Raw genomic sequence first — 23,268 nt, forward strand, 5'->3', positions numbered from 1 at the left:
CGCGCTGGCGGCGAAGGCGCGCGGGCCTGCGGCGGCCGTGCGGGAGCGCCCGCCGGTGCCGATCGCGGCCGTGCGGCCGCCGGCGGCCGCACGGGAAGCGAAGCCGCCGGAAGCGCGGGCCGCACGCAAGCAGGCGGCGGGCCTGCGGCCATTCAAACGCGCTTCCGGCCCGGGCCACAAGCAGCGAATGTTCGTCGCCCGGCATCGGAAGCGAACGCCTGCCGATCAGCTGCCGGCGCGTGCGCCGGCCATCCTGCGGGACCAGTAATCCCGCTTGGGCGATAAAGGAGGTGGGCCCCCGTCCAGCGCCCTCAATCACGTCTTCATAGCCCGTTCCCTCTATGCGTTTCCTCATTTAAATAGAAAGGTTGCGAAGCCTGCCGGCCAGCGGCAGGCTTCTTCGGGCTTGCCGGAGCGCCGCGGGGGTTAGTCTCTTCTATTTCTGGCAATGCTGATAGAACGAGTACTAGCCGGCGCTATCGGACCGGCGTTTTAATCACGAGCATTTGGGGGAATGTACAATGAAGCAGATTCTGTTAGTGACGGACGGATGCTCCAATGTCGGCGTCAGTCCCGTCGTGGCGGCCGCGCAGGCGCATGCCGTCGGCATCACGGTCAACGTCGTCGGCATCGTCGACCAGGGCGAGCTCGTCGAGTTCGGCACGACGGAGATCGAGGAGATCGCCCGGGCCGGCGGCGGGCTCAGCCGGCTGTCCCATACGCGCCAGCTGTCCCAGACGGTGCAGATGCTGACGCGCAAAACGGTCGTCCAGACGATCCAGCACGCCGTGCACCGCGAGCTCAAGCAGGTGCTCGGCACGTCGTCCATCGAGGAGCTGCCGCCGGAGAAGCGCGGCGAGGTCGTGCGCGTCATCGACGAGCTGAGCGAGACGAGCCGGCTGCAGGTGGCGCTGCTCATCGACGCCAGCGCGAGCATGAAGCCGAAGCTGCACGCGGTCGAGGAAGCGATCCGCGACTTGGCGCTCAGCCTGCGTTCGCGGCAAGGCGGCAGCGAGCTGGCGGTGTTCCATTTCCCGGGCTCGGCCTACGGCGAGGACTGCCGGATGGACTTGGATTGGACGACGGACATCGGCGGGGTGAACGCGATTTTCCCGCGCCTGCAGATGCGCGGCACGACGCCGACGGGACCGGCGATCCTGCATGTCATTGATTTTTACCAGAAGGCCGATTATGGTAATAGGAAGAATGATGAAACGGACGGGATGATGAGTGACTACGTCGTTTGAATGGAGCCTCCCGCGCGGCACGCCGATCCGGGGCAAATGGAAGCAGGGGACGTACCGGGTCGAGCGGCCGCTGGGCGAAGGCGCGAACGGCAAAGTGTTTCTCGTCGAGCGGCACCGCCAGCTGTACGCGCTTAAGATCGGTGCCGACGCCGTCGATCTGCAGTCCGAGGTGAACGTGCTGCAGGCGATCGCGGGGCAGAAGCGCAGGCAGGGAACCAAGGCCGGCGCGTTCCTCGTCGACGTGGACGATTTCCAGGCCGCCGACGGGAAGGACTACCCGTTCTACGTCATGCGCTACATCAAAGGCTTGACGCTTGGGGACTATCTGGAGCGGCAGGGCAAGGAATGGCTCCCGGTCATCGGCTATCATCTGCTCGGCAAGCTCGCCGAGCTGCACGAGGCGGGCTGGGCGTTCGGCGACCTGAAGCTCGAGAACGTCATCGTCGAGGACTACGGCCGGCCCGAGCTCGTCGATTACGGCGGCGCCACGGCGTTCGGCAAAGGCGTTCGGCAATTTACCGAGATTTACGACCGCGGCTACTGGAACGCCGGGTCGCGTACAGCGGATGCGGGATACGATCTGTTCTCGTTCGCCGTCGTTTGCGTGCAGCTGCACGAGGGGCGCCGGCTGTCGCAGCTGTCCGCGGGGCTGCTGCCGCAGAACCGGACGCAGGAGGAGCTCGCCCGGCTCGCGGCGTCGAGCCCGCACCTGAAGCCGATGAGCGGCTGGCTGCGCAAGGCGCTCTATGGCGAATTTCGCAACGCCCGCGAGGCAGCCTCCGCCTGGCAGCAGTGGATGCACGGCCCCCGGCGGACGCGCCGCGGCGCCGCGGCCCCGGCGCCGCGCTGGATGAAGGGCCTGTTCGCGCTGTCGGCGGCGCTGCTTGCCACGACGGTGTATTGGCTGCTGCGTTCGGGCTTGTAGGCGCTTCGTTCATCGGGCTTAAGAGAATCTAGCAGATCGGCAAGGAAGGATGACGCGGCGTGGAGGATTGGCTGAAGGAACTGTCGGAATATGCCAAGGCGGAAGGGCTATGGAAGCCGGGCGACACGGTGGTCGTCGCCGTCTCCGGGGGACCGGATTCCATGGCGCTGCTGCACGCGCTGCACCGCCTGTCCGGGCCGGAGTCGCTGACGCTGGTGGCCGCCCACGTCGACCACGGCTTTCGCGGCCAAGAGTCCGCGCAGGAAGCGGAGTCGGTCCGCCGGTTCGCCGCCTCGCTCGGCGTTGCGTGCGAATCTACTTATATCGACATGCCTGCTTATATTGAAGCAACGGGCATGAACGGACAAGCGGCGTCCCGCGGGAAGCGTTACGAATTCCTGCTCGGCGTCGCCCATACATACGGGGCGTCGCGCATCGCGCTCGCCCACCATGCCGACGACCAGGCGGAGACCGTGCTCATGCGGATTTTACGCGGAACGGGGCTCTCGGGGCTCGCCGGCATTCCCGTTTCGCGTTTCGAAAAAAACGTGGAACTTATTCGGCCGCTTTTGCGTAAATACAAGGCAGACATCCTGCGCTACTGTGATTTGTGGGCCATTCCGTACAGCCACGACAGCAGCAACGGGCAGCGGTATTATTTCCGCAACGCCGTCCGGCTCGATATCCTGCCGTATTTGTCGGCGTACAACCCGCAGCTGCCGCAGTCGCTGGTACGATTGGCGGAACTGGCTTCGGCCGAGGATGATTGGCTGGCGCTGGAAACGAAGGCGGTATATGATCGCCTGGTCCTGCCTCACCGCGAAGGATGCCAATTGAATCGCAAAGCGCTGCTCGGTTTGCACGTCGCTTTACAAAGGAGATTGATTAAACTAATATTGAGTTATATTGGCTTGGATACGGAACCCTCTTCATTCGAAAGCGTGGAAACGATACGGCTTGCAGCCTCCGGGAGCGCGGCCACGACGTGGAGCTTCGATGCAGGCAGCGGCATCCGGTTCGTACGCGAGTACGACGAATTGCGCTTCATCCGCGCCTCGGAGCCGGGACGGAAATCCGTCGCTTCGGGCGGATACGCTTACGCAGTGGCGGAAGGGACGACATCCCTCAGCCTGCCCGAAGCGGAAGCGATTTTGTCGTTCGAGGAGACGGCTGCGGCGGGCGCGCAGCGACCGGGAAACCGGCTGGAGGCGCTGTTCGACGCGGACGCGATCCGCTACCCGCTCACGGTACGGAACCGGCGGCCCGGCGACCGTATGGCGGTGCTTGGTTTAAACGGCACCAAAAAAGTACAAGATATGTTCGTTGACGATCGCGTGGCTCCCTCGCGCCGCGAAGCGCTCCCGATCGTCGTGGACGCCAATGGACTGGTGCTATGGATTCCGGGCATCCGCAGATCGGCTTCGGCGTTGGTCACGGATGCGACGAAGCGCGTCCTGCGCATGAAAGCGCGATTTACGTCGGATTTTACCGATTGACGAATTGTCCGAATAAGATGCGCGGAACCATTCATAGTATAGGCAAGAAACATTAGGAGGGCCCGTGTTGCTGAACGACATTCAAGAAGTGCTTTACGACGCAGACCAAATTCAGCAGAAGGTACAGGAGCTTGGCGAAACCATCAGCCGCGAGTTCGAAGGACGCAATCCCCTTGTCATCTGCGTGCTCAAGGGCGCGTTTATTTTTATGGCGGATTTGGTCAAAACCATTACCATTCCGCTCGAGATCGACTTTATGGCGGTGTCCAGCTACGGTCAATCGACCAAGACGAGCGGGGTCGTCAGGATCATTAAGGACCTTGACGCTTCGGTGCAGGGCCGCGACGTCCTCATTGTCGAAGACATCATCGACAGCGGGCTGACGCTCAGCTACCTCATCGACGTGCTTGAGCGCCGCAACGCCAAATCCATCACGCTGGTCACGCTGTTCGACAAGCCGGCGGGCCGCAAGGTGGAGCTGGAGGCGGACTATAAAGGCTTCGTGCTGCCGGACGCGTTCGTCGTCGGGTACGGGCTCGATTACGCGGAGCAATACCGCAACCTGCCGTTTATCGGCATCTTGAAGCCCGAGGTTTACGAGAAGTAACAGAACCACAACAAGGATGCAATCCGCCTTGTCAGACGGCTCCCGCTCGCCGGGGGCTTCTCGTGCAGGGTCCACTTAGTTTTTGCGTCTTGAGAGGAGGTAGGGGATGAATCGGATCATCCGCAACACTGGCTTTTATTTGATTATTTTTTTGGTGACCGTCGGGATCTTCCAATTTATCAGCAGCCAAAACGACTCCAGCACGGAAATTCGTTACGACCAGTTCAGGCAGGAATTGCAAAACAATAACATTGCGGAACTGCAGTACCAATTCGACGGGTATTCGTACTTGATCACGGGGGAGTACAAGAAGAAGCCGGAGGGCGTAGACTCCAACCAGTTCTACACCCACTCCAACGTCGAGGAATTCGTCGTGAAGGAAGTGTACGACGCGCAGGTCAAGAACGGGTTCGAGATGAAGAGCAAGCCGATGGAAGGCCAAAGCATCTGGCTCACCTTCCTGACGTCGATCATCCCGTTCGTGATTATCTTCATCCTGTTCTTCTTCCTCATTAATCAAGCCCAGGGCGGCGGCGGCAAAGTCATGAACTTCGGCAAAAGCCGCGCCCGGCTATATAACGAAGAGAAGAAACGCGTCACGTTCGAGGACGTGGCTGGCGCAGACGAAGAGAAGCAGGAGCTCGTCGAAGTGGTCGAGTTCCTGAAGGATCCCCGCAAATTCGCGGCCGTCGGCGCGCGCATCCCGAAAGGGGTGCTCCTCGTCGGACCTCCGGGTACCGGTAAAACACTCCTCGCTCGCGCTGTCGCAGGCGAAGCGGGCGTGCCGTTCTTCAGCATCTCCGGTTCCGACTTCGTGGAAATGTTCGTCGGCGTCGGCGCATCCCGCGTCCGCGACCTGTTCGAGAACGCGAAGAAGAACGCGCCGTGCATCATCTTCATCGACGAGATCGACGCCGTCGGCCGTCAGCGCGGCGCCGGCCTCGGCGGCGGACACGACGAGCGCGAGCAGACGCTCAACCAGCTCCTCGTCGAAATGGACGGCTTCGGCGCGAACGAAGGCATCATCATCGTCGCGGCGACGAACCGTCCGGATATTCTCGACCCGGCTTTGCTGCGTCCAGGCCGCTTCGACCGTCAAATCACGGTCGACCGTCCGGACGTCAAAGGCCGCGAAGCGGTCTTGAAAGTCCACGCGCGCAACAAGCCGCTGACCCGCGACGTCAAGCTCGACGTCATCGCCAAGCGCACAACCGGCTTTACGGGCGCGGATCTGGAGAACCTGCTGAACGAAGCGGCGCTCCTCGCGGCACGCCGCAACAAGAAGGACATCGGCATGATCGAGGTCGACGAAGCGATCGACCGCGTCATCGTCGGCACGGAGAAGCGCAGCCGGATCATCAGCGACCGGGAGAAGCGGATCGTCGCCTACCACGAAGCGGGTCACACGATCGTCGGGTACTTCCTGGAGCACGCCGACCAAGTGCATAAAGTCACCATCATCCCGCGCGGACGCGCAGGCGGCTACGTCATCATGCTTCCGAAAGACGGCGACCGCATGCTGACGACCAAACAGGAATTGCTCGATAAAGTGACCGGCCTGCTCGGCGGCCGCGTCGCCGAGGAGATTTTCATCGGCGAGATCGGCACCGGCGCCTACAGCGACTTCAAGCAAGCGACCGGCATCGTCCGTTCCATGATCATGGAATACGGCATGAGCGACAAGCTCGGCCCGATGCAGTTCGGCAGCTCGCAAGGCCAGGTGTTCCTGGGCCGCGACATCGGACACGAGCAGAACTACTCCGATGCGATCGCCTACGAGATCGACCAAGAGATGCAAGCGATCATCCAAGCGTGCTACGCCCGAGCGAAGGAGCTGCTCACCGAGAAGAGCAAGGAAGTGCATCTGATCGCGCAAACCTTGCTGAGCGAAGAGACCCTGGAGCTCGAGCAAATCAAACGCCTGATCGAGAGCGGTTCGATCGCGGGTGACACCGGCGGCCCGGTTACGACCGAGGAGCCGAAGGGCGACCCGATCGTCGATACGATCGGCGGCGTGAAAGTGCGCATCCAAACCAAAGAAGCCGGCGATATCGTCACGCCTCCGGTCGATCCGGACAGCGGCAACGACGAGGGCAACGGCAACGGGAACGGAAGCGGCCCGCAGCAACCATAAGCCCGATATCAATCGATATCCGACCACCCTTTGCAGACATGGTCTGCAAGGGGTGGTTTTTTTGTGGGCGGCACTCGTCGCTTGGCCGAATTCCAAGCAGAACCAAGCCTCAGGGACGCGGGTTCTGTTCCGGCGCGCCAATCGTTCGAAATTGGGGAATATGCCCGCTTTTGTGTGTTGACAGCATACCGGAACGTGTGTAAATTAAATGTTAATTACTGATATTGCCGACTGTGAGTCATGGGTTTGGCAAGGACGGGCCGGCGGCATCGATCTTGTTCAGATTCGCGCTCTCGATTATAAAGCGGCACAAACAGGCATGAGGGCAGATACGCCCGTTTATTTTGGCAGGGTTTGTGCATCTGTTCACAAAGTCAGGGAGAAGAGGAGTAAAGGCCATGGAAGCATTAGCGCTCGAGCGCAAAGCAGAGCAAAATCGCGGATTGCGGGAACGGTTGCTGCAGCTGAAGAAAGAACGAAATGCCATTATTCTTGCCCATTATTACCAGCGCGACGAAATTCAGGAGGTCGCGGATTTCCGCGGCGACTCGTTCCTGCTTGCCCAGAAGGCGGCCGAAACCGATGCCGACGTCATCGTATTTTGCGGCGTTCACTTCATGGGGGAGAGCGCTAAAATTCTGGCGCCGAACAAAACGGTCATCATTCCGGACGAGCGCGCCGGCTGCCCGATGGCCGACATGGTCAACGTCGACGGCCTGCGCAAGCTGAAGGCGCAGCATCCGAACGCGAAGGTCGTGACGTACATCAATTCCTCGGCCGAGATCAAAGCGGAGACCGACATTTGCTGTACGTCGGCGAACGCGGTGCGCGTGGTCAATTCGGTCGACGCCGACGAGATCATCTGGGTGCCGGACAAGAACCTCGGCCATTACGTACAGCAGAAGACCGACAAGAAGATGATCATCTGGGAAGGCTATTGCAATACGCATGACATGCTGACCGTGAAGGACGTCGAGGAGATGAAAGCGAAACATCCGAACGCGCAGTTCGTCGTGCATCCCGAATGCCGTCCGGAAGTCGTAGCGCTCGGCGATTTCGTCGGCAGCACGACCGCCATCATTAAATACTGCAAGGAATCCGACTGCCAGGAATTCATCGTCGGCACGGAGGACGGGACCGGCTACCAGCTTCGTCTGGACAGCCCGGACAAGACGTTCCACTTCGCGACGAAGTATCTGGTATGCCCGAACATGAAGGTCAACAACCTGAAGAAGCTCGTGAAGAGCCTGGAAACGATGCAGCCGCAAATCTACGTGCCGGATGACGTTGCCGCCAAGGCGCGGTTGTCGCTCGAACGCATGCTGCAAGTGAAGTAACGCTGTAGCAACGCCGCTCCCCACTTTCCAAAAAGAAGGGAAAGCATCGATATGATTCCACGTTATCTCGTAGACGAGCAGCTCGAGGAGCTGCCGGTATTGCATAAAGACGTCATTGTGATCGGGGCCGGCATTGCCGGCCTCTTTACCGCCATCAAGGCGAGCGAGCGGAACGACGTGCTCATGATCACGAAGAAGTCGCTGCTCGACAGCAACACGCGCTACGCGCAGGGCGGCATCGCCGCCGTCATCTCGGAAGACGACAAGCCGGAGTATCATCTTCAGGATACCTTGGCCGCCGGAGCCGGACTGTGCTCCGAGGAAGCGGTCGACGTGCTTGTGCATGAAGGCACCGAGGGCGTGCAGGATTTGGTGGGCATGGGCACGAAGTTTGATATCGAGAACGGCGAGTTCGCCTTGACCAAAGAAGGCGCGCACAGTCAGCGCCGGATTCTGCATGCCAACGGCGATGCCACGGGCTATGAGATCGTTCGTGCACTTTCGGAGAAAGCGGTGGCCAACCCCCGCATCGAAGTGTGGGACGATCATTTTGTCATTGACCTCGTGACCGACGACAACGTGTGCGTGGGCGTCCTCGTACAGAAGCCGGACGGACAGCGCCTGATCGTGCGCGGGAAGGCGACGGTTCTGTGCTCCGGCGGCACCGGGCAACTGTACCGGTATACGACGAATCCGGAGGTGGCGACGGGCGACGGCATCGCCATGGCGTACCGGGCGGGCGCCGACATCCGGGACATGGAGTTCGTGCAATTCCATCCGACGTCGCTCTGCTATCCGGGCGCGCCGCGGTTTCTGATCTCGGAGGCCGTCCGCGGCGAAGGCGCCTATCTGCGCAACATTCGCGGCGAGCGCTTCATGGCGAAGTACCACGAGCAGCTCGAGCTCGCGCCCCGCGACGTGGTCGCCCGCGCGATCGTCAGCGAGATGGAGGAGACGAAGTCGACGTTCGTGTACCTGGACGTGACGCACGAATCCGCGGAGATGGTCAAGCATCGTTTTCCAAATATCTACCAATACTGTCTAACCTACGGCCTCGATTTGACCACGGACTGGATTCCGGTGGCGCCGGCGGCGCATTATATGATGGGCGGCGTTTCGACCGATTTGAACGGCGAAACGAGCATCTCCCGTCTATTCGCCTGCGGCGAATGCTCGTCGACGGGCGTGCATGGCGCGAACCGGCTCGCGAGCAACTCGCTGTCCGAAGCGATCGTCTTCGGCCGTCGCATCGTCGAGCGCATCAACGCGCTGGAACCGATGGACCGGGAGCTGCGCGCGCATATGCATTCGCTGTCGCGGACCGATGCCCCGATCCAGGCCGTCGTCGAGAAGCGGCTGAAGCTGCAAAAAATCATGGTACGCTACGCCGGCTTGAAGCGCAACGCGAACGGGCTGCGCAAAGGGCTCGAGGAACTGGGGCGGCTCAGCTCGATCTTCCGCTCCGTCATCGCGAAGCGCGAAGACTACGAGTTCGCGAACCTGCTGACCTGCGCGCTGCTGACGACGGAGGCCGCGCTGATACGGGAAGAAAGCCGGGGCGCGCACAGCCGCGAGGATTTCCCGAACCGGGACGACGAGATATGGCGCAAGCACGTCGTGCTCAATCGCGAGCACGGCTTAACGGAGGAGCGAGTCGAATATGTTTGAAGCAACGTTGGCAGCGGCCGGCGGCCTTAGCCTGGACGCGGTGCGCGCGCAGATCCGCGCATGGCTGGCCGAAGATATCGGCACGGGCGACATTACGAGCTGGGCGACAATTCCCGCGGGAAGCCGGTCGAAGGCGATCATCCACGTGAAGGAACCCGGCGTGCTTGCCGGCATTCCGGTCGCGCGGCTGGTGTTCGAGGTCGTGGACCCGGCACTCGAGTTCCGCCCGCTCGCCGCGGACGGTGACGCCGTCGCGAAGGGCGACGTCATCGCGGAGGTAGAGGGAAGCACGCACAGCATCCTGACCGGCGAACGGTTGGCGCTGAACCTGATGCAGCGCCTGTCCGGCATCGCGACGAAGACACGCGCGTTCGTGGACGCGCTCGAGGGGTTGCGGACGCGGCTCGTGGATACGCGCAAGACGACGCCGGGTCACCGGATGCTGGAAAAATACGCGGTTCGGGTCGGGGGCGGCCATAATCACCGCTTCGGCTTGTACGACGCGGTCATGATCAAGGATAATCATATTAAGGGGTCGGGCGGCATCACGGGCGCGGTGAAGGCCGCGCGCGCGGCGATCCCGCATACGATGAAGATCGAGGTGGAGACGGAGTCTCTCGTGCAGGTGGAAGAAGCGCTCGCTTGCGGCGCCGATATCATCATGCTCGACAACATGCCGCGGGAGGACATGCGCGAAGCCGTGCGCGTCATTAAGGGGCGCGCGCCGCACGTCATCGTCGAAGCGTCGGGCAACGTCCGGCTGGACACGGTGCGCGCGATCGCGGAATGCGGCGTGGACGTCATCTCGGTCGGCGGCCTCACGTACTCGTTCCAATCGCTCGACATCAGCCTCGACCTGCACGGCAAGAAGGGAGGCGCTTCCGCATGATCGTCGTCGTAGACGTAGGCAACACGAACATCGTGCTCGGCATCTACGAAGGCCGGAAGCTGCTGTATCACTGGCGCCTCAGCACGAACCGCTCGGCGACCGTGGACGAATACGGCATCATGATCCACAATTTGTTTCAGATCGCGAACGTGCGGCTGGATCAGATCCAGGGCGTCATCATCTCCTCCGTCGTGCCGCCATTGATGCGGACGCTGGAGCAGCTGAGCCAGAAGTACCTGCGCAAGGCGCCGCTGGTCGTCGGCCCGGGCATTAAGACGGGGCTAAACATTCGGTACGAGAATCCGCGCGAGGTCGGCGCGGACCGGATCGTCAACTCCGTGGCGGGCATCGAGAAGTACGGGACGCCGCTCATCGTCGTGGATTTCGGCACGGCGACGACCTTCGACTACATCGACGCCGACAACAATTATTTAGGCGGCGCCATCGTGCCGGGCATCGGCATTTCGACGGAAGCGCTGTACCAGCGCGCCGCGAAGCTGCCGCGCATCGAGCTGATGCGGCCGAAGAGCGTCATCGGGCGGAATCCCGTTACGTCCATGCAGGCGGGCATTATTTTCGGCTACGCCGGGCAAGTCGACGGCATCGTGAACCGGATCCGCAAGGAATTCGGCGTTAGTCCGCGCGTAATCGCCACGGGCGGGCTGGCCGATTTGATCGCGGCGGAGTCGGAGACGATCGAGGAAGTCGATCCGCTCCTGACCTTGGAAGGACTGCGCATGATTTACGAACGGAACCAGGATTGAACCGATACCGGCCATTGTCCGCAGCTACGCCGACAGCAGGGATTCGACATATAGGCAACATCTAAGGAGGCCATCGCACCATGGCAGAAGAAACGAACAACAAGCACGATTATCTCGTGCGGGGCACCGCTTGGAGCGGCCAGCTGCGCGTGTTTGCCGTGCGGACGACAGAGCTCGTCGAGGAGCTGCGCAGGCGGCATCAGACGCTGCCGACGGCGACGGCGGCACTCGGCCGGACCGCGACGGCCGGCGCCATGATGGGAGCGATGCTGAAAGGCAGCGAGAAGCTGACGATTCAGGTCAAAGGTGACGGTCCCGTCGGGCAAATCGTCGTGGATGCCAACGCGAACGGCGAAGTCCGCGGCTACGTCGACAACGGGCAGGTTCTGCTGCCGAGCAACGCGCTCGGCAAGCTGGACGTGGCCGGCGCGGTCGGACGCACCGGCTACATGCACATCATCAAGGATCTCGGGCTCAAGGAGCCTTACCGCGGCAGTACGCCGATCGTATCGGGCGAGCTCGCGGAGGACTTCACGTATTATTTCGCGACGTCCGAGCAGACGCCGTCCGTCGTCGGGCTGAGCGTGCTGGTCGACGAGTACGGCAGCGTTATTTCCGCGGGAGGCTTCATCGTGCAGGTGCTGCCGGGAATGCCGGAGGACGAAGTCGCGAAGCTCGAGGCGGCCTTGGCTGGCATGCCGGCGATCTCCGCACTGATGGAGCAAGGCGAGACGCCGGAAGGGCTGCTGCGCTGGGTCGTGGGCGAAGACGTGCAGCTGATGGACGAGCTGGACATCGCATTCAAGTGCCAATGCTCCAAAGAACGGGTGGAGCGCACGCTGATCAGTCTGGGCGAGCATGAACTGAGACAGATCATTGAAGAAAACGGACAAGCTGAAGTCGAGTGCCATTTCTGCAACGAGAAGTATGTGTTTGACCGCCCGCAGCTGGAGATGCTGCTCGAACAGGCGAAGCCGAAACCGATGCAATAATCGGAGGCCGAGCGATCATGAAGAAGGACCGGGTGCTGCAGCTGATCGTACTGCTGCAAGCATTATGTTTGATAGTGATGGCGCTGCTCGTCGTCTATCGCGTGCTGCTCCCGCCGAAGGCCGAGCCGCAGGTGCCGCCCGGAGGCGCGCAGGGACAGAAGGACGCGCAGCCGATCGAGCCCGACCCGGTCGTGGCTAGAGTCGGCGGCGAGCAGATCACGGAGAAGGAATTGAGCGGCCGGTTGCGCGAGCAATACGGCGACGCCGTGCTGCGCACGCTCATGGTCCAAGCGGCGATCCGCCTGGAGGCGAAAGCGTATGGGCTAAGCGTGGCGGACGGCGAGGTGGACGACGAGCTGGCTAGGATGATGGCGGGATACGACGGTCCGGAATCGTATTACGACGCGATGAAAGAGCAGCTCAGCCTGTCCCCGGACGAGATCCGGGAGGACGCGAAATACCGGCTGCTGCTGGAGAAGATCGCGGTTCGGACCGCGGACGTCGGCGACGGCGAGGTGGAGGCGTATATCGCGGACAACCCGCAAGAGTTCGCGCCGCATACGCAGCTGCGGATCGCGTGGATTTTGTCGAAGACCGAGAAAGACGCCGAAGACGTGCTTCAGCGGCTCGAGGACGACGAGGATTTCGGGCTGATGGCCAAGACCTATTCCATCGACGCCGTCACGGCGCAGGACGGCGGCGATCTGGGTTATATCGACGCGGACGACCCGCTCGCGGATCCGGCCATGCTTGCCGCGGCGAAGGAGCTGAACGTCGGGGATACGACGGGACCGGTCAAGGTCCGGGAAGGGTATGCCGTCGTCCGCCTCACGGAGAAGGAGACGGACGCGCAGTTGGATCCGCAGAAGATCCGCGACCAAGCGCTCAAGGAAATCGCGCTGTCCAAGCTGAACGGCCAACAGGCGATCGAGGACGGGTTGCTTGCCAAATACCATGCGGCGGTGCTGCCTTAGGCACCGGGACGAAGCGCCTAGTTCGACGAAACTCGCTATTGACAAGAGCTGTCACCGATTGTTAAGATGTAAGTAATACCTACTGAATTAGTCGGAATAAGGAGGAGCTACTTACATGGCTAAAATTGTACAGAGCGTTACGGAACTGATCGGGGATACGCCGCTTGTCCGTTTGAATCGTCTGGTGCCGGAAGACAGCGCGGAAATTTACGTGAAGCTGGAGTATCAGAATCCGGGCGCAAGCGTGAAGGACCGGATCGCCATCAGCATGATCGAAGTGGCCGAGCAAGAGGGACGCATCAAGCCGGGCGACACGATCGTGGAGCCGACGAGCGGCAACACCGGCATCGGTCTGGCCATGGTCGCCGCGGCGAAGGGCTACAAGGCGATTCTCGTCATGCCGGAAACGATGAGCATCGAGCGCCGCAACCTGCTTCGCGCTTACGGCGCCGAGCTCGTGCTGACGCCTGGGGCCGAAGGCATGAACGGTGCCGTCCGCCGCGCGGAAGAGCTGCAAGCCGAGAATCCGTCCTACTTTATTCCGCAGCAATTCAAGAACCAAGCGAATGTGAAGATCCACCGCGAAACGACGGGTCCCGAAATCGTCGAAGCGATCGACTCGCTGGACGGCAAGCTGGACGCGTTCGTGGCGGGCATCGGCACGGGCGGCACGATCTCCGGTGCCGGCGAAGTGCTGAAAAAGAGTTTCCCGGGCATCAGAATCGTGGCGGTCGAACCGGCGGCGTCTCCGCTGCTGTCCGGCGGCAGCCCGGGCGGTCACAAGATCCAGGGGATCGGCGCGAATTTCATCCCTGAGATTCTGAACCGCGAAATCTACGACCAAGTCATTACGATCGAGAACGACGAGGCGTTCGAGACGGCGCGCCGCGTGGCCAAGGAAGAAGGCATTCTGTGCGGCATTTCCTCCGGCGCAGCGATCTTCGCGGCGTTGAAAGTAGCGAAGGAGCTCGGCAAAGGGAAGCGCGTCGTGGCGGTCGTTCCGTCCAACGGCGAGCGTTACCTGTCCACGCCGCTGTTCAACTTCGAGAACTGATTCTGGCCGCGCGGCCGGCCATACGGAGAGGGGACCCTGGCGAAGGGGTCCTCTTTTTGCATCCGGTCTCGCGAGGCCCGGCCCGTCCTGCTGCGAGACGATGCGCGTCAGCGCGGCGGTGCTTCGTGCATTTAAGCGCTGTCCGCCGCGCTCCTTTTTTCGGTGCGCTGTACCGTCATGCTCTGTACCTCCGCATGCCACGGTGCGGTCCGTGCATCGCCCTTCCCTTTTCGGCGCAATTTCGGTATACTAGCTTCCAACCGAGAGCCTACGGCTCCTGAAACGATGAACGGCGAAGAAGCGGAGGGCTTTGGACGTGGAACGGACCGCCTTGAATGATTGGCTGACCTGGCAGGCGCAGGGCTATACATCGCTGCCGCTACTGGCGCAGCGCCCCCTTGAAGGAGCGGAGGGCGGCCGGCCGGCTTCCTGGGAGGCTGCCTGGCAGGAGGGCGCGCCCCACGCGTTCGTGCTGGAGAGCGGCAAGACCGGCCGGTACACGTATTTGGGATTGGCACCGGCCTCTGTCATCCGAGGGAATGAGGTCCGCGGCGAAGCGGTAGACGCCGCGACCGGAGCGCGGACTGTATACGAGCAGAAGCCGCTGGAAGCGGTTCGCAGCTGGATGGGCGGGCGCCGGGCGCCGCGCGTGCCGGGCGCGCCGAAGTGGACGGGCGGCTGCGCGGGCTTCTGGAGCTATGACGTCATCCGCACCATCGAGCGGCTCCCAGAGCTCGCCGAGAACGATCTCGGGCTGCCGGACTACCTCTTTATGCGGATGGACGAGCTGTGGATTCTCGATCATGCGGCGATGCGGCTGTACGCCGCGGTTCATACCGAACTGCCGGCGGAGGCCGCGCCGGCGGAGCTGGAGGCGCTGTACGCGCAGGCTTGCGCCCGGGCGGATCGCATGATGGCGCGATGGGCGTCGTTCGCCGAAGGGCGGGCGGGTGCCCAAGCGGAGAAGCTCCGGGACGAGCGGCTGCGCTTCATGGCGGACGAGGCCGCGGCGGTCGAGGCGGAATCGGCGGACGGTATCGCGTCGCCGTTCGCGAAGGAAGCATATGAAGCGGCCGTCGAGCGCATTCGGGCGTATATCGCGGCTGGCGACGTATTCCAGGTGAACCTGTCCCGGCGGCAGGACCGGGCGTTCCGAGGCGACCCTCGCGAGCTGTACGAATGGCTGCGCCTCGTCAATCCGTCCCCGTATATGGGCTACGTCGGCGTGCCGGACTTTCAGCTCGTCTCCGCGTCGCCGGAGCTGCTCGTGGAGCTGACGGACGGAAAGCTGGCGACCCGGCCGATCGCGGGGACGCGTCGCCGGGGACGGACCGCGGAAGAGGACCGGCGGATGGCGGCGGAGCTGCTGGGGACGGAGAAGGAACGGGCCGAGCACATCATGCTCGTCGATCTGGAGCGCAACGACCTCGGCCGCATCTCCGCCTACGGCTCCGTCAAGGTCGAGGAGCTGATGGTCATCGAGTACTACAGCCACGTCATGCATTTGGTTTCCCAGGTGGAAGGCACGATTGCGGAAGGGAAGGACGCGTACGACGTCATCGCCGCGACCTTCCCTGGCGGCACGATCACCGGGGCGCCGAAGATCCGCACGATGGAGATCATCGAGGAGCTGGAACCGACGCGGCGCGGGCCGTACACGGGCTCGATGGGGTGGATTGACTACAACGGGGATATGGAATTTAATATTATTATCCGTACGATGGTCGTGAAGGACGAAGTCGTCCATGTACAAGCCGGGGCCGGCATCGTCATCGATTCCGTGCCGGAACGGGAGCATTTCGAGTCCATGAACAAGGCGAAGGCGTTGTGGAAGGCGATTCAATACAGCGAGCGGCGGGCGGCGCCGGTCGGCACATCGGCCGGCGGCGGACGGACCGCATCCGAAGGGGGAAACGCGCATGATATTGGTCATCGATAACTATGATTCGTTTACGTACAACTTGGTGCAATATTTGGGCGAGCTGGGCGAAGACATCGTCGTGAAGCGCAACGACGAGATCGATTTGGACGGGATCGCCGCGCTTAGGCCAGACCATATTCTCATTTCGCCCGGACCGTGCAGCCCGAACGAGGCTGGCATCAGTCTCGCGCTCATCGACCGGTTCAAAGGCGAGATTCCGATTTTCGGCGTCTGCCTCGGCCATCAGGCGATCGGACAAGCGTTCGGCGGCGACGTCGTGCGCGCGGAGAAGCTGATGCACGGCAAAACGTCGCCGATCTTCCATGACGGCCGCACCGTCTTTGCAGGGATTCCTTCGCCGTACACGGCGACCCGGTACCACTCGCTGATCGTCAAGCGCGAGACGCTGCCGGACTGCCTCGAGATCAGCGCCGAGACGGAAGAAGGCGAGATCATGGGTCTTCGCCACAAGGAGTACCCGATCGAAGGCGTGCAGTTTCACCCGGAATCGATCATTACCGAGCACGGGCTGACGCTGCTGCGCAATTTCCTCGGCATGCGTGCGGGCGCGGCGCGATGAACGTCGGATGGAATGGCGGTATCAAGCGCCAGGAGGAAGCCGTGATCTCGGTCTACGATCACGGTTTTTTGTATGGGATGGGTTTGTTCGAGACCTTCCGGACGTACGGGGGACGGCCGTATTTGCTTGAGCGGCACTTGGCCCGTCTGGCCGAAGGCTGCCGGTCGATCGGCATTCGGTACGAGCCGGAAGCAGGGCAGATACGGAGCTGGCTGCGGGAACTCATGGCGGCCAACGGGCTGGATGAGGCGTACGTGAGGCTGACGGTGAGCGCCGGCGAAGGCGTGCTCGGGCTGCCGGCCGGCGACTACGAAGCGCCGAATGCGCTGCTGCTCGTCAAGCCGCTGCCTCCGGCTGCTCCGGAGATCTATACGAATGGCCGCGAGCTCGTGCTGCTGGCCACGCCGCGCAACACGCCGGAAGGCGGGATCCGGCTAAAATCTTTGCATTACATGAATAATATCGTCGCCAAGCGGGAATTAACGGCAATAGGCGCATCGCCCGGCGCGGAAGGACTTATGTTGACGCGGGAGGGCCGGCTGGCCGAGGGCATCGTGAGCAATCTGTTCTTTGCGCGCGGGGGCCGGATCTACACCCCGTCGATCGAGACGGGCATTCTGCCCGGCGTGACGCGCCGGCGGGTCATCGAACTCGCCGCCCGCGCAGGGATCGCGGTCGAGGAAGGCTTGTACGGCTGGGATGCGCTCGCCGGCGCCGACGAGGCGTGGGTCACCAATTCCGTGCAGGAGCTGGTGCCGGTCACGACGCTGCGGGACCGCGAAGGCCGGACCCGCGCGATAAGCGGCGGACAAGCGGGAACGATCACAAGCCGCCTGCTGGCGCTGTATCGGGAGGATACGAAGCAATGAAGACACTCTATTCGCTGCATCCGGACTGGCCGTTCCGGCGAACGTACGCGTTTGCGGACGGCGTGAGGCTGGAGCTCGGCAAACGCACGCTGATCATGGGCATCCTGAACGCGACGCCGGATTCGTTCTCGGACGGGGGGCGCTATACGACGGTCGAAGCCGCGGTCGCCCACGCGCGGCAGCTGGCGCAGGACGGCGCGGACATCATCGACATCGGCGGAGAGTCAACGCGGCCCGGCTTCGCGGCGGTTCCGCTCGAGGAGGAGCTACGGCGCGTGGTGCCGATCATTCGCGCCATCCGGGAAGCGCTGCCGGAGATGCCGCTGTCCATCGATACGTATAAGGCCGAGACGGCCAGGCAGGCGCTCGAGGCGGGCGCGCATATCATCAACGATATTTGGGGGCTGAAGGGCGATACGCGGATGGCGGAGGTCGCGGCGGCTTACCGCTGCCCGGTCATCATCAGCCACAATCGGCACGACCGGGACTATCGCGATTTGACGGCGGACGTCATCTCGGACTTGCGCGGCAGCGTCGCGCTCGCGAAGGCGGCCGGCGTATCGGATGCGGCCATTTGGCTCGATCCCGGCATCGGCTTCGCCAAGACGCACGATGACAACCTGGCCCTCATGAACGAGCTGCACCGGCTGACCGCGGAGGGGTATCCCGTGCTGCTCGGCACGTCCCGCAAGAAGTTCATCCGCGAGACGCTGGGGCTCGCGTCTGACGAAGTCGGCTACGGCACGGCGGCCACGACGGTGCTCGGCATCGCCCAGGGCTGCCAACTCGTCCGCGTCCACGACGTGCGCCCCAACCGCGAGGCGGCGGCGATGACCGACGCGATCGTTTACCCGCGTTAGCGGCGCGGAGCCGGCGGCCGGACCGCCGTGCTTATGGCGAACCCATCGGAAGGAAAGGGGAGGATGGCAGTGGATACGATGACGCTGCGGGGGATGCGCTTTTTCGGGTACCATGGCGTGTTCCCGGAGGAGAACAAGCTGGGACAGCAGTTTTTCGTCGATTTGACCTTGCGGCTCGACCTGTCGGAGGCGGCGGAGAACGACGATTTGGAGGCGACCGTCAATTACGCCGAGGTCCACGCGTTCGTGAAGACGATCGTCGAAGGGCCGCCGTTCAAACTGATCGAAGCTTTAGCCGGTCACATTGCATCGGCCGTGCTCGACGCTTATACTAGTGTAAATGAAGTGACGGTTGCGGTAACGAAGCCGCATCCGCCGTTCGAGATTTATTTCGACGGCGTGACGGTGGAACTTTGCAGAAAGCGGGATGACCATGGAAGACAACAACCCGCCGGGAGATGACAAGCGGCTGACCCCGCGGAGTCATGCGCTTCATACGGCTTATATCGCGCTCGGCTCCAATGTCGGAGACCGGGTTCGTCTGCTTCGCGACGCGCTGAGCCTGCTTGGCGGGCATCCCGGCATCGAGGTGCTTCGGGCCTCGGCCGTATATGAGACTGAACCGGTCGGCTACACGGACCAGCCGGCATTTCTGAATATGGCCGCCGCTTTGGGCACAACGCTCGGGCCGCGCGAGCTGCTGCGCGCCATGCTCGGCATGGAGAAGCAGCTCGGGCGGACGCGGGACATCCGCTGGGGGCCGCGCACGATCGATCTGGATTTGCTGCTGTACGAAGAGACGGCGCTGGACGATGAAGAGCTGACGCTGCCCCATCCGCGGATGATGGAGCGGGCCTTCGTGCTCGTGCCGCTTGCCGATGTGCTGGAGAGCGGGCATCCGCTATACAGCGAGGCAGCCGAAGTCGCGCAGCGGGCCTTACAGGACAGAAGGGAAGGAATCGCGCTATGGAAAACGATCACTTGGCAGGGCGCGTCCGCGCATTCCGAAAACTGAAAGGATACACGCAGCAGGAGCTGGCCGCGAAGCTGGACGTTTCGGTCGCCGTGCTCGGCTCGTTGGAACGGGGAACGCGCAAGCCGGATCCCAAGCTGCTGGAACGCATTTCGGAGGCGCTCGGCATCAGCTACGCCGACTTGACCGCCGAATCGCAATAGCACGAAGCTTCACGAATACGAGTTTTGCAATACACTATATTATCTCTGCGAGTCAGAAGGGAGACTGGATGTCCATGCTCAAAATCGGAAACATCGAGATGAAAAACAACGTCGTGCTGGCGCCGATGGCAGGTGTGTGCAACCCGGCTTTTCGACTGATCGCCAAAGAGTTCGGCACCGGCCTCGTCTGCGCCGAAATGGTCAGCGACAAGGCGATTTTGCACGGCAACAAGCGCACGATGGAAATGCTGTTCGTCGACGAGCGCGAGAAGCCGCTCAGCCTGCAGATCTTCGGCGGCGACCGGGAATCGCTGGTGGAAGCGGCGAAAGTCGTCGATAAGCAGACGAACGCGGATATTATCGACATCAACATGGGCTGCCCGGTGCCGAAAGTGACCAAATGCGACGCGGGCGCCCGCTGGCTGCTCGATCCGAACAAGATTTACGAGATGGTGTCGGCCGTCGTCGACGCCGTGGAGAAGCCCGTCACCGTCAAGATGCGCATCGGCTGGGACAGCGAGCACGTCTACGCGGTCGAGAACGCGCAAGCCGTCGAGCGCGCGGGAGGTCAAGCGGTCAGCGTCCATGGCCGCACGAGGGAACAATTGTATACCGGTACCGCCAATTGGGATATTATAAGGGATGTTAAGCAGGCGGTCTCCATTCCAGTCATTGGCAACGGCGACGTCTTCACCCCCGAGGACGCGCGGAAGATTCTCGACCACACCGGCTGCGACGGGGTCATGATCGGCCGCGGCGCGCTCGGCAACCCGTGGATGCTGTACCGGACTGTGCACTATCTGACGACGGGCGAGCTGCTCGGCGATCCGACGCCGCGGGAGAAGATGGACGTCGCGATCCTCCACATGGACCGGCTCGTGAGCCTGAAGGGCGAATCGACCGCCGTTCGCGAGATGCGCAAGCACCTAGCCTGGTACCTGAAGGGCATTCCGGGAGCGGCGCGCGTGAAGGACGTCATCATGGAAGAGACCTCGCGCGATAAAATGGTGCAGATTTTGGGCGGTTTTGTCGAAGCCTTGGGCGAGAAGAGCGAAGCCCCGGTGGCTTCCGTCGCATCGAACCAGGACGCGGTCGCCTACCACTGACCGGAGTGCAAAGGATCCTTCGCGAATCCTTTGCGTTTCGCCAAGTTAAGCGATTACATTTTGATTTGCCTTTCGTTGACATATAGTTGAACTTGAAATATAATCTTCCAATAACAAACCGTCGCCAGGGTTTAGGAATGTCGACTGATTTCCGCGCGGTGTCATCACGGGCATGAAGCGTAATATAGTAAGTAACAGTGAATTCATACTCCGTATGAATAATGCCACACGACAGGAGAAATGGTACCATGAGCGATAAAGAGATTATTCTTACACAAGACGGTCTAACCAAGCTTGAGGACGAACTTGAGAACCTGAAATCCGTCAAGCGCCGGGAAGTGGCGGAACGGATCAAAGTGGCGATCGGGTACGGCGACATCAGCGAGAACTCGGAATACGAAGACGCGAAGAACGAACAGGCTTTTATCGAAGGCCGAATCATAACCTTGGAGAAAATGCTGCGCAACGCCCGCATTATCAATAACGACGAGATCGATATCGATACGGTGAGCATCGGCTCGATCGTCACGGTGGAAGATCTGGAGTTCGGCGATACGATGGAATACACGATCGTCGGCACCGCGGAATCCGATCCGCTTCACAATAAAATCTCGAACGAAAGTCCGGTCGGCAAGGCGATTCTCGGCAAAACCAAAGGAACCATCGTGGAAGTCAGCGTGCCCGCCGGCATCATTCAATATAAAATCGTCGATATTAAGAAATAAACAGGCATGCCTTTCGAAAAAGCTTCCTTGTGGAAGCTTTTTTCAACATAGAGGACCATTTTTGCTGTACAGTAAGGATTAGGCGCTAACCCGCGGCGGTCATCCGGCCGGCGGGTGGAATGAGAAGGAGATGAATTGCGTTGGAGCAAGGAAATGTTACGAATGAACAAGAATTAAGCGAGCTGCTGCGAATCAGAAGAGAGAAGCTCGACGACCTGCGGAACCTCGGAATCGACCCGTTCGGCGGGAAGTTCGAGCGGTCCCACCAGGCCCGGCAGATTCTCGCGGCTTACGATGATATGGGCAAGGACGAGCTCGAGGCGCAAAGCGCCGAAGTGGCGATCGCGGGACGGATCATGCAGAAGCGCGCCATGGGCAAAGCCAGCTTCGCACATATTCAGGACTTGAGCGGCAAGATTCAAATCTACGTCCGCAAGGACTCGGTGACAGAAACACAATACCAAGCGTTCGACATGCTCGACATCGGCGACATCATCGGCGTTCGCGGTACGGTGTTCAAGACGAATACGGGCGAGACGTCCGTGAAAGCGAAAGAAATCGAAGTGCTGTCCAAATCGCTGCTTCCGCTGCCGGACAAGTTCCACGGCCTGAAGGACGTCGAGCTCCGGTACCGCCAGCGCTACGTGGATCTCATTACGAATCCCGAAGTGCAGCAGACGTTTATTTCCCGTTCCCGCATCATCCAGTCGATGCGCCGGTACTTGGATTCGCTCGGCTACCTGGAGGTTGAGACGCCGACACTGCACGCGATCGCCGGCGGCGCGGCTGCTCGCCCGTTCATCACGCACCATAACGCGCTCGACATGCAGCTGTACATGCGGATCGCGATCGAGCTGCACTTGAAGCGTCTCATCGTCGGCGGCATGGAGAAAGTATACGAGATCGGCCGCGTGTACCGAAACGAAGGCATTTCGACGCGCCATAACCCGGAATTCACGATGATCGAGCTGTACGAAGCCTATGCCGACTACAAGGACATCATGGCGCTGACGGAGTCGCTGATCGCGCATATCGCGCAGGAAGTACTGGGCACGACCAAGATCATGTACCAGGGCCAGGAGGTCGACCTGTCGCCGCCATGGCGCCGCGTCTCCATGGTGGATCTGGTCAAGGAAGCGAAAGGCGTCGATTTCAGCGAGCAGATGACCGACGAAGAAGCTCATGCGCATGCCAAAGCCCATAATGTTAAAGTAGAGCCGCACTGGACATTCGGCCATATTCTCAATGCCTTCTTCGAGGAGTTCGTGGAACATACGCTCATTCAGCCGACGTTCGTCACGGGGCACCCGGTCGCCATTTCGCCGCTGGCGAAGAAGAGCGACGCGGACCCTCGGTTCACCGACCGGTTCGAGTTGTTCATCGTAGCGCGCGAGCACGCCAATGCGTTCACGGAGCTGAACGATCCGATCGACCAGCGCCAGCGTTTCGAAGCGCAGCTGCTGGAGAAAGAACAAGGCAACGACGAAGCGCACGAGATGGATGAAGACTTCATCCGCGCCCTGGAGTACGGGATGCCGCCGACCGGTGGTCTCGGCATCGGCATCGACCGGCTGGTCATGCTGCTGACCGACGCGCCGTCGATCCGTGACGTGCTGCTGTTCCCGCTCATGCGGGAGCGCGCGGGCGAGTCATAATAGCTAACGGAACGCAGGGTTATCCTTGCGTTCTTTTTTATTTCCCGGAGCGCCGCTACTGTATTTAATTTAAAAAGTTTTAAAAAAAGGGTTGCATGATCATGGACAACTATGATATATTAATCAAGTCGCCGCTGAGACATAGGCGAATGAGTAAGAAATATTTGTTCCTTGAAAACTGAACAATGAGCGACCTGTCAAAAGGTTTTAACAAGTAAGTCAGCGATGAGCTAACAAGCCATCCTGAAACTGATTGGCTTCGGCCGATCACTTTTATGGAGAGTTTGAT

General features: G+C 61.4%; 23 protein-coding genes. All 23 read left to right on the forward strand.

All coding sequences use genetic code 11. From position 1 onward, the window contains the following. On the forward strand, positions 1 to 268 hold a 268-nt coding region (locus tag ACFPB1_RS25820; RefSeq protein ID WP_379229079.1), incomplete at its 5' end, for a hypothetical protein. Positions 269 to 521: 253 nt separating this feature from the next. Beyond that, on the forward strand, positions 522 to 1,247 hold the full coding sequence (locus ACFPB1_RS25825; RefSeq protein WP_379229080.1) for a vWA domain-containing protein: 726 nt from the start codon (positions 522 to 524) through the stop codon (positions 1,245 to 1,247). Then, positions 1,231 to 2,172, forward strand: a complete 942-nt coding sequence (locus tag ACFPB1_RS25830; RefSeq protein ID WP_379229081.1) for a serine/threonine protein kinase — start codon at positions 1,231 to 1,233, stop codon at positions 2,170 to 2,172. The genes ACFPB1_RS25825 and ACFPB1_RS25830 overlap by 17 nt, the downstream gene beginning before the upstream one ends. 59 nt (positions 2,173 to 2,231) lie before the next feature. After that, positions 2,232 to 3,668 carry a tRNA lysidine(34) synthetase TilS gene (gene tilS / locus ACFPB1_RS25835; RefSeq protein ID WP_379229082.1) on the forward strand — a complete coding sequence of 479 codons (1,437 nt, stop codon included), beginning with the start codon at positions 2,232 to 2,234 and terminating at the stop codon, positions 3,666 to 3,668. A 67-nt stretch (positions 3,669 to 3,735) separates the two neighbouring features. Further along, complete coding sequence (gene hpt / locus ACFPB1_RS25840; RefSeq protein WP_379229083.1) at positions 3,736 to 4,275, forward strand: hypoxanthine phosphoribosyltransferase; 540 nt, start codon at positions 3,736 to 3,738, stop codon at positions 4,273 to 4,275. A 106-nt stretch (positions 4,276 to 4,381) separates the two neighbouring features. Further along, complete coding sequence (gene ftsH, locus ACFPB1_RS25845) at positions 4,382 to 6,409, forward strand: ATP-dependent zinc metalloprotease FtsH (RefSeq protein WP_379229084.1); 2,028 nt, start codon at positions 4,382 to 4,384, stop codon at positions 6,407 to 6,409. Between the two features lie 398 nt (positions 6,410 to 6,807). After that, positions 6,808 to 7,746, forward strand: coding sequence for a quinolinate synthase NadA (gene nadA / locus ACFPB1_RS25850; protein ID WP_379229085.1), 939 nt, complete (start codon positions 6,808 to 6,810; stop codon positions 7,744 to 7,746). Between the two features lie 51 nt (positions 7,747 to 7,797). Beyond that, positions 7,798 to 9,414, forward strand: a complete 1,617-nt coding sequence (nadB, locus tag ACFPB1_RS25855; protein ID WP_379229086.1) for an L-aspartate oxidase — start codon at positions 7,798 to 7,800, stop codon at positions 9,412 to 9,414. Continuing rightward, positions 9,407 to 10,303 (forward strand): carboxylating nicotinate-nucleotide diphosphorylase, encoded by an 897-nt coding sequence (nadC, locus tag ACFPB1_RS25860; RefSeq protein ID WP_379229087.1) that lies wholly within the window; start codon positions 9,407 to 9,409, stop codon positions 10,301 to 10,303. Before nadB ends, nadC begins: the two co-directional genes overlap by 8 nt. Beyond that, a complete protein-coding gene (locus ACFPB1_RS25865; protein ID WP_379229088.1) occupies positions 10,300 to 11,067 on the forward strand; it encodes a type III pantothenate kinase in 768 nt (255 codons plus the stop codon). The genes nadC and ACFPB1_RS25865 overlap by 4 nt, the downstream gene beginning before the upstream one ends. Before the next feature lie 80 nt (positions 11,068 to 11,147). Next, a complete protein-coding gene (hslO, locus tag ACFPB1_RS25870) occupies positions 11,148 to 12,059 on the forward strand; it encodes an Hsp33 family molecular chaperone HslO (RefSeq protein WP_379229089.1) in 912 nt (303 codons plus the stop codon). Positions 12,060 to 12,076: 17 nt separating this feature from the next. Next, entirely contained in the window at positions 12,077 to 13,033 is a 957-nt protein-coding gene (locus tag ACFPB1_RS25875) for a peptidylprolyl isomerase (protein WP_379229090.1), read from the forward strand. A gap of 115 nt (positions 13,034 to 13,148) precedes the next feature. Then, a complete protein-coding gene (cysK, locus tag ACFPB1_RS25880; protein ID WP_379229092.1) occupies positions 13,149 to 14,087 on the forward strand; it encodes a cysteine synthase A in 939 nt (312 codons plus the stop codon). Between the two features lie 316 nt (positions 14,088 to 14,403). Next, positions 14,404 to 16,026, forward strand: a complete 1,623-nt coding sequence (locus ACFPB1_RS25885) for an anthranilate synthase component I family protein (protein ID WP_379229093.1) — start codon at positions 14,404 to 14,406, stop codon at positions 16,024 to 16,026. Further along, complete coding sequence (gene pabA / locus ACFPB1_RS25890; protein WP_379229094.1) at positions 16,007 to 16,588, forward strand: aminodeoxychorismate/anthranilate synthase component II; 582 nt, start codon at positions 16,007 to 16,009, stop codon at positions 16,586 to 16,588. The genes ACFPB1_RS25885 and pabA overlap by 20 nt, the downstream gene beginning before the upstream one ends. Then, positions 16,585 to 17,457 (forward strand): aminodeoxychorismate lyase, encoded by an 873-nt coding sequence (pabC, locus tag ACFPB1_RS25895; protein ID WP_379229096.1) that lies wholly within the window; start codon positions 16,585 to 16,587, stop codon positions 17,455 to 17,457. Before pabA ends, pabC begins: the two co-directional genes overlap by 4 nt. Beyond that, positions 17,454 to 18,317, forward strand: a complete 864-nt coding sequence (gene folP, locus ACFPB1_RS25900) for a dihydropteroate synthase (protein WP_379229097.1) — start codon at positions 17,454 to 17,456, stop codon at positions 18,315 to 18,317. Before pabC ends, folP begins: the two co-directional genes overlap by 4 nt. Before the next feature lie 69 nt (positions 18,318 to 18,386). Further along, positions 18,387 to 18,779, forward strand: a complete 393-nt coding sequence (gene folB, locus ACFPB1_RS25905) for a dihydroneopterin aldolase (RefSeq protein ID WP_379229103.1) — start codon at positions 18,387 to 18,389, stop codon at positions 18,777 to 18,779. Beyond that, complete coding sequence (gene folK, locus ACFPB1_RS25910) at positions 18,751 to 19,332, forward strand: 2-amino-4-hydroxy-6-hydroxymethyldihydropteridine diphosphokinase (protein WP_379229099.1); 582 nt, start codon at positions 18,751 to 18,753, stop codon at positions 19,330 to 19,332. Before folB ends, folK begins: the two co-directional genes overlap by 29 nt. Beyond that, positions 19,284 to 19,493, forward strand: coding sequence for a helix-turn-helix domain-containing protein (locus ACFPB1_RS25915; RefSeq protein ID WP_379229100.1), 210 nt, complete (start codon positions 19,284 to 19,286; stop codon positions 19,491 to 19,493). Before folK ends, ACFPB1_RS25915 begins: the two co-directional genes overlap by 49 nt. A 74-nt stretch (positions 19,494 to 19,567) precedes the next feature. Then, positions 19,568 to 20,599: a tRNA dihydrouridine synthase DusB gene (gene dusB / locus ACFPB1_RS25920; RefSeq protein ID WP_379229101.1), complete on the forward strand. Its 1,032-nt coding sequence runs from the start codon at positions 19,568 to 19,570 to the stop codon at positions 20,597 to 20,599. 248 nt (positions 20,600 to 20,847) lie between these two features. Next, positions 20,848 to 21,324 (forward strand): transcription elongation factor GreA, encoded by a 477-nt coding sequence (gene greA / locus ACFPB1_RS25925; protein ID WP_090648797.1) that lies wholly within the window; start codon positions 20,848 to 20,850, stop codon positions 21,322 to 21,324. 140 nt (positions 21,325 to 21,464) lie between these two features. Beyond that, the gene (gene lysS / locus ACFPB1_RS25930; protein WP_379229102.1) at positions 21,465 to 22,979 is read left to right on the forward strand and encodes a lysine--tRNA ligase; all 1,515 of its coding nucleotides are present in this window, start codon (positions 21,465 to 21,467) and stop codon (positions 22,977 to 22,979) included. The last annotated feature ends 289 nt before the right edge of the window (positions 22,980 to 23,268 follow it).

Origin of the sequence: Paenibacillus sp. GCM10023250 (genome assembly GCF_042653205.1) — a bacterium.
Classification (GTDB): Bacteria; Bacillota; Bacilli; order Paenibacillales; family Paenibacillaceae; genus Paenibacillus_Z.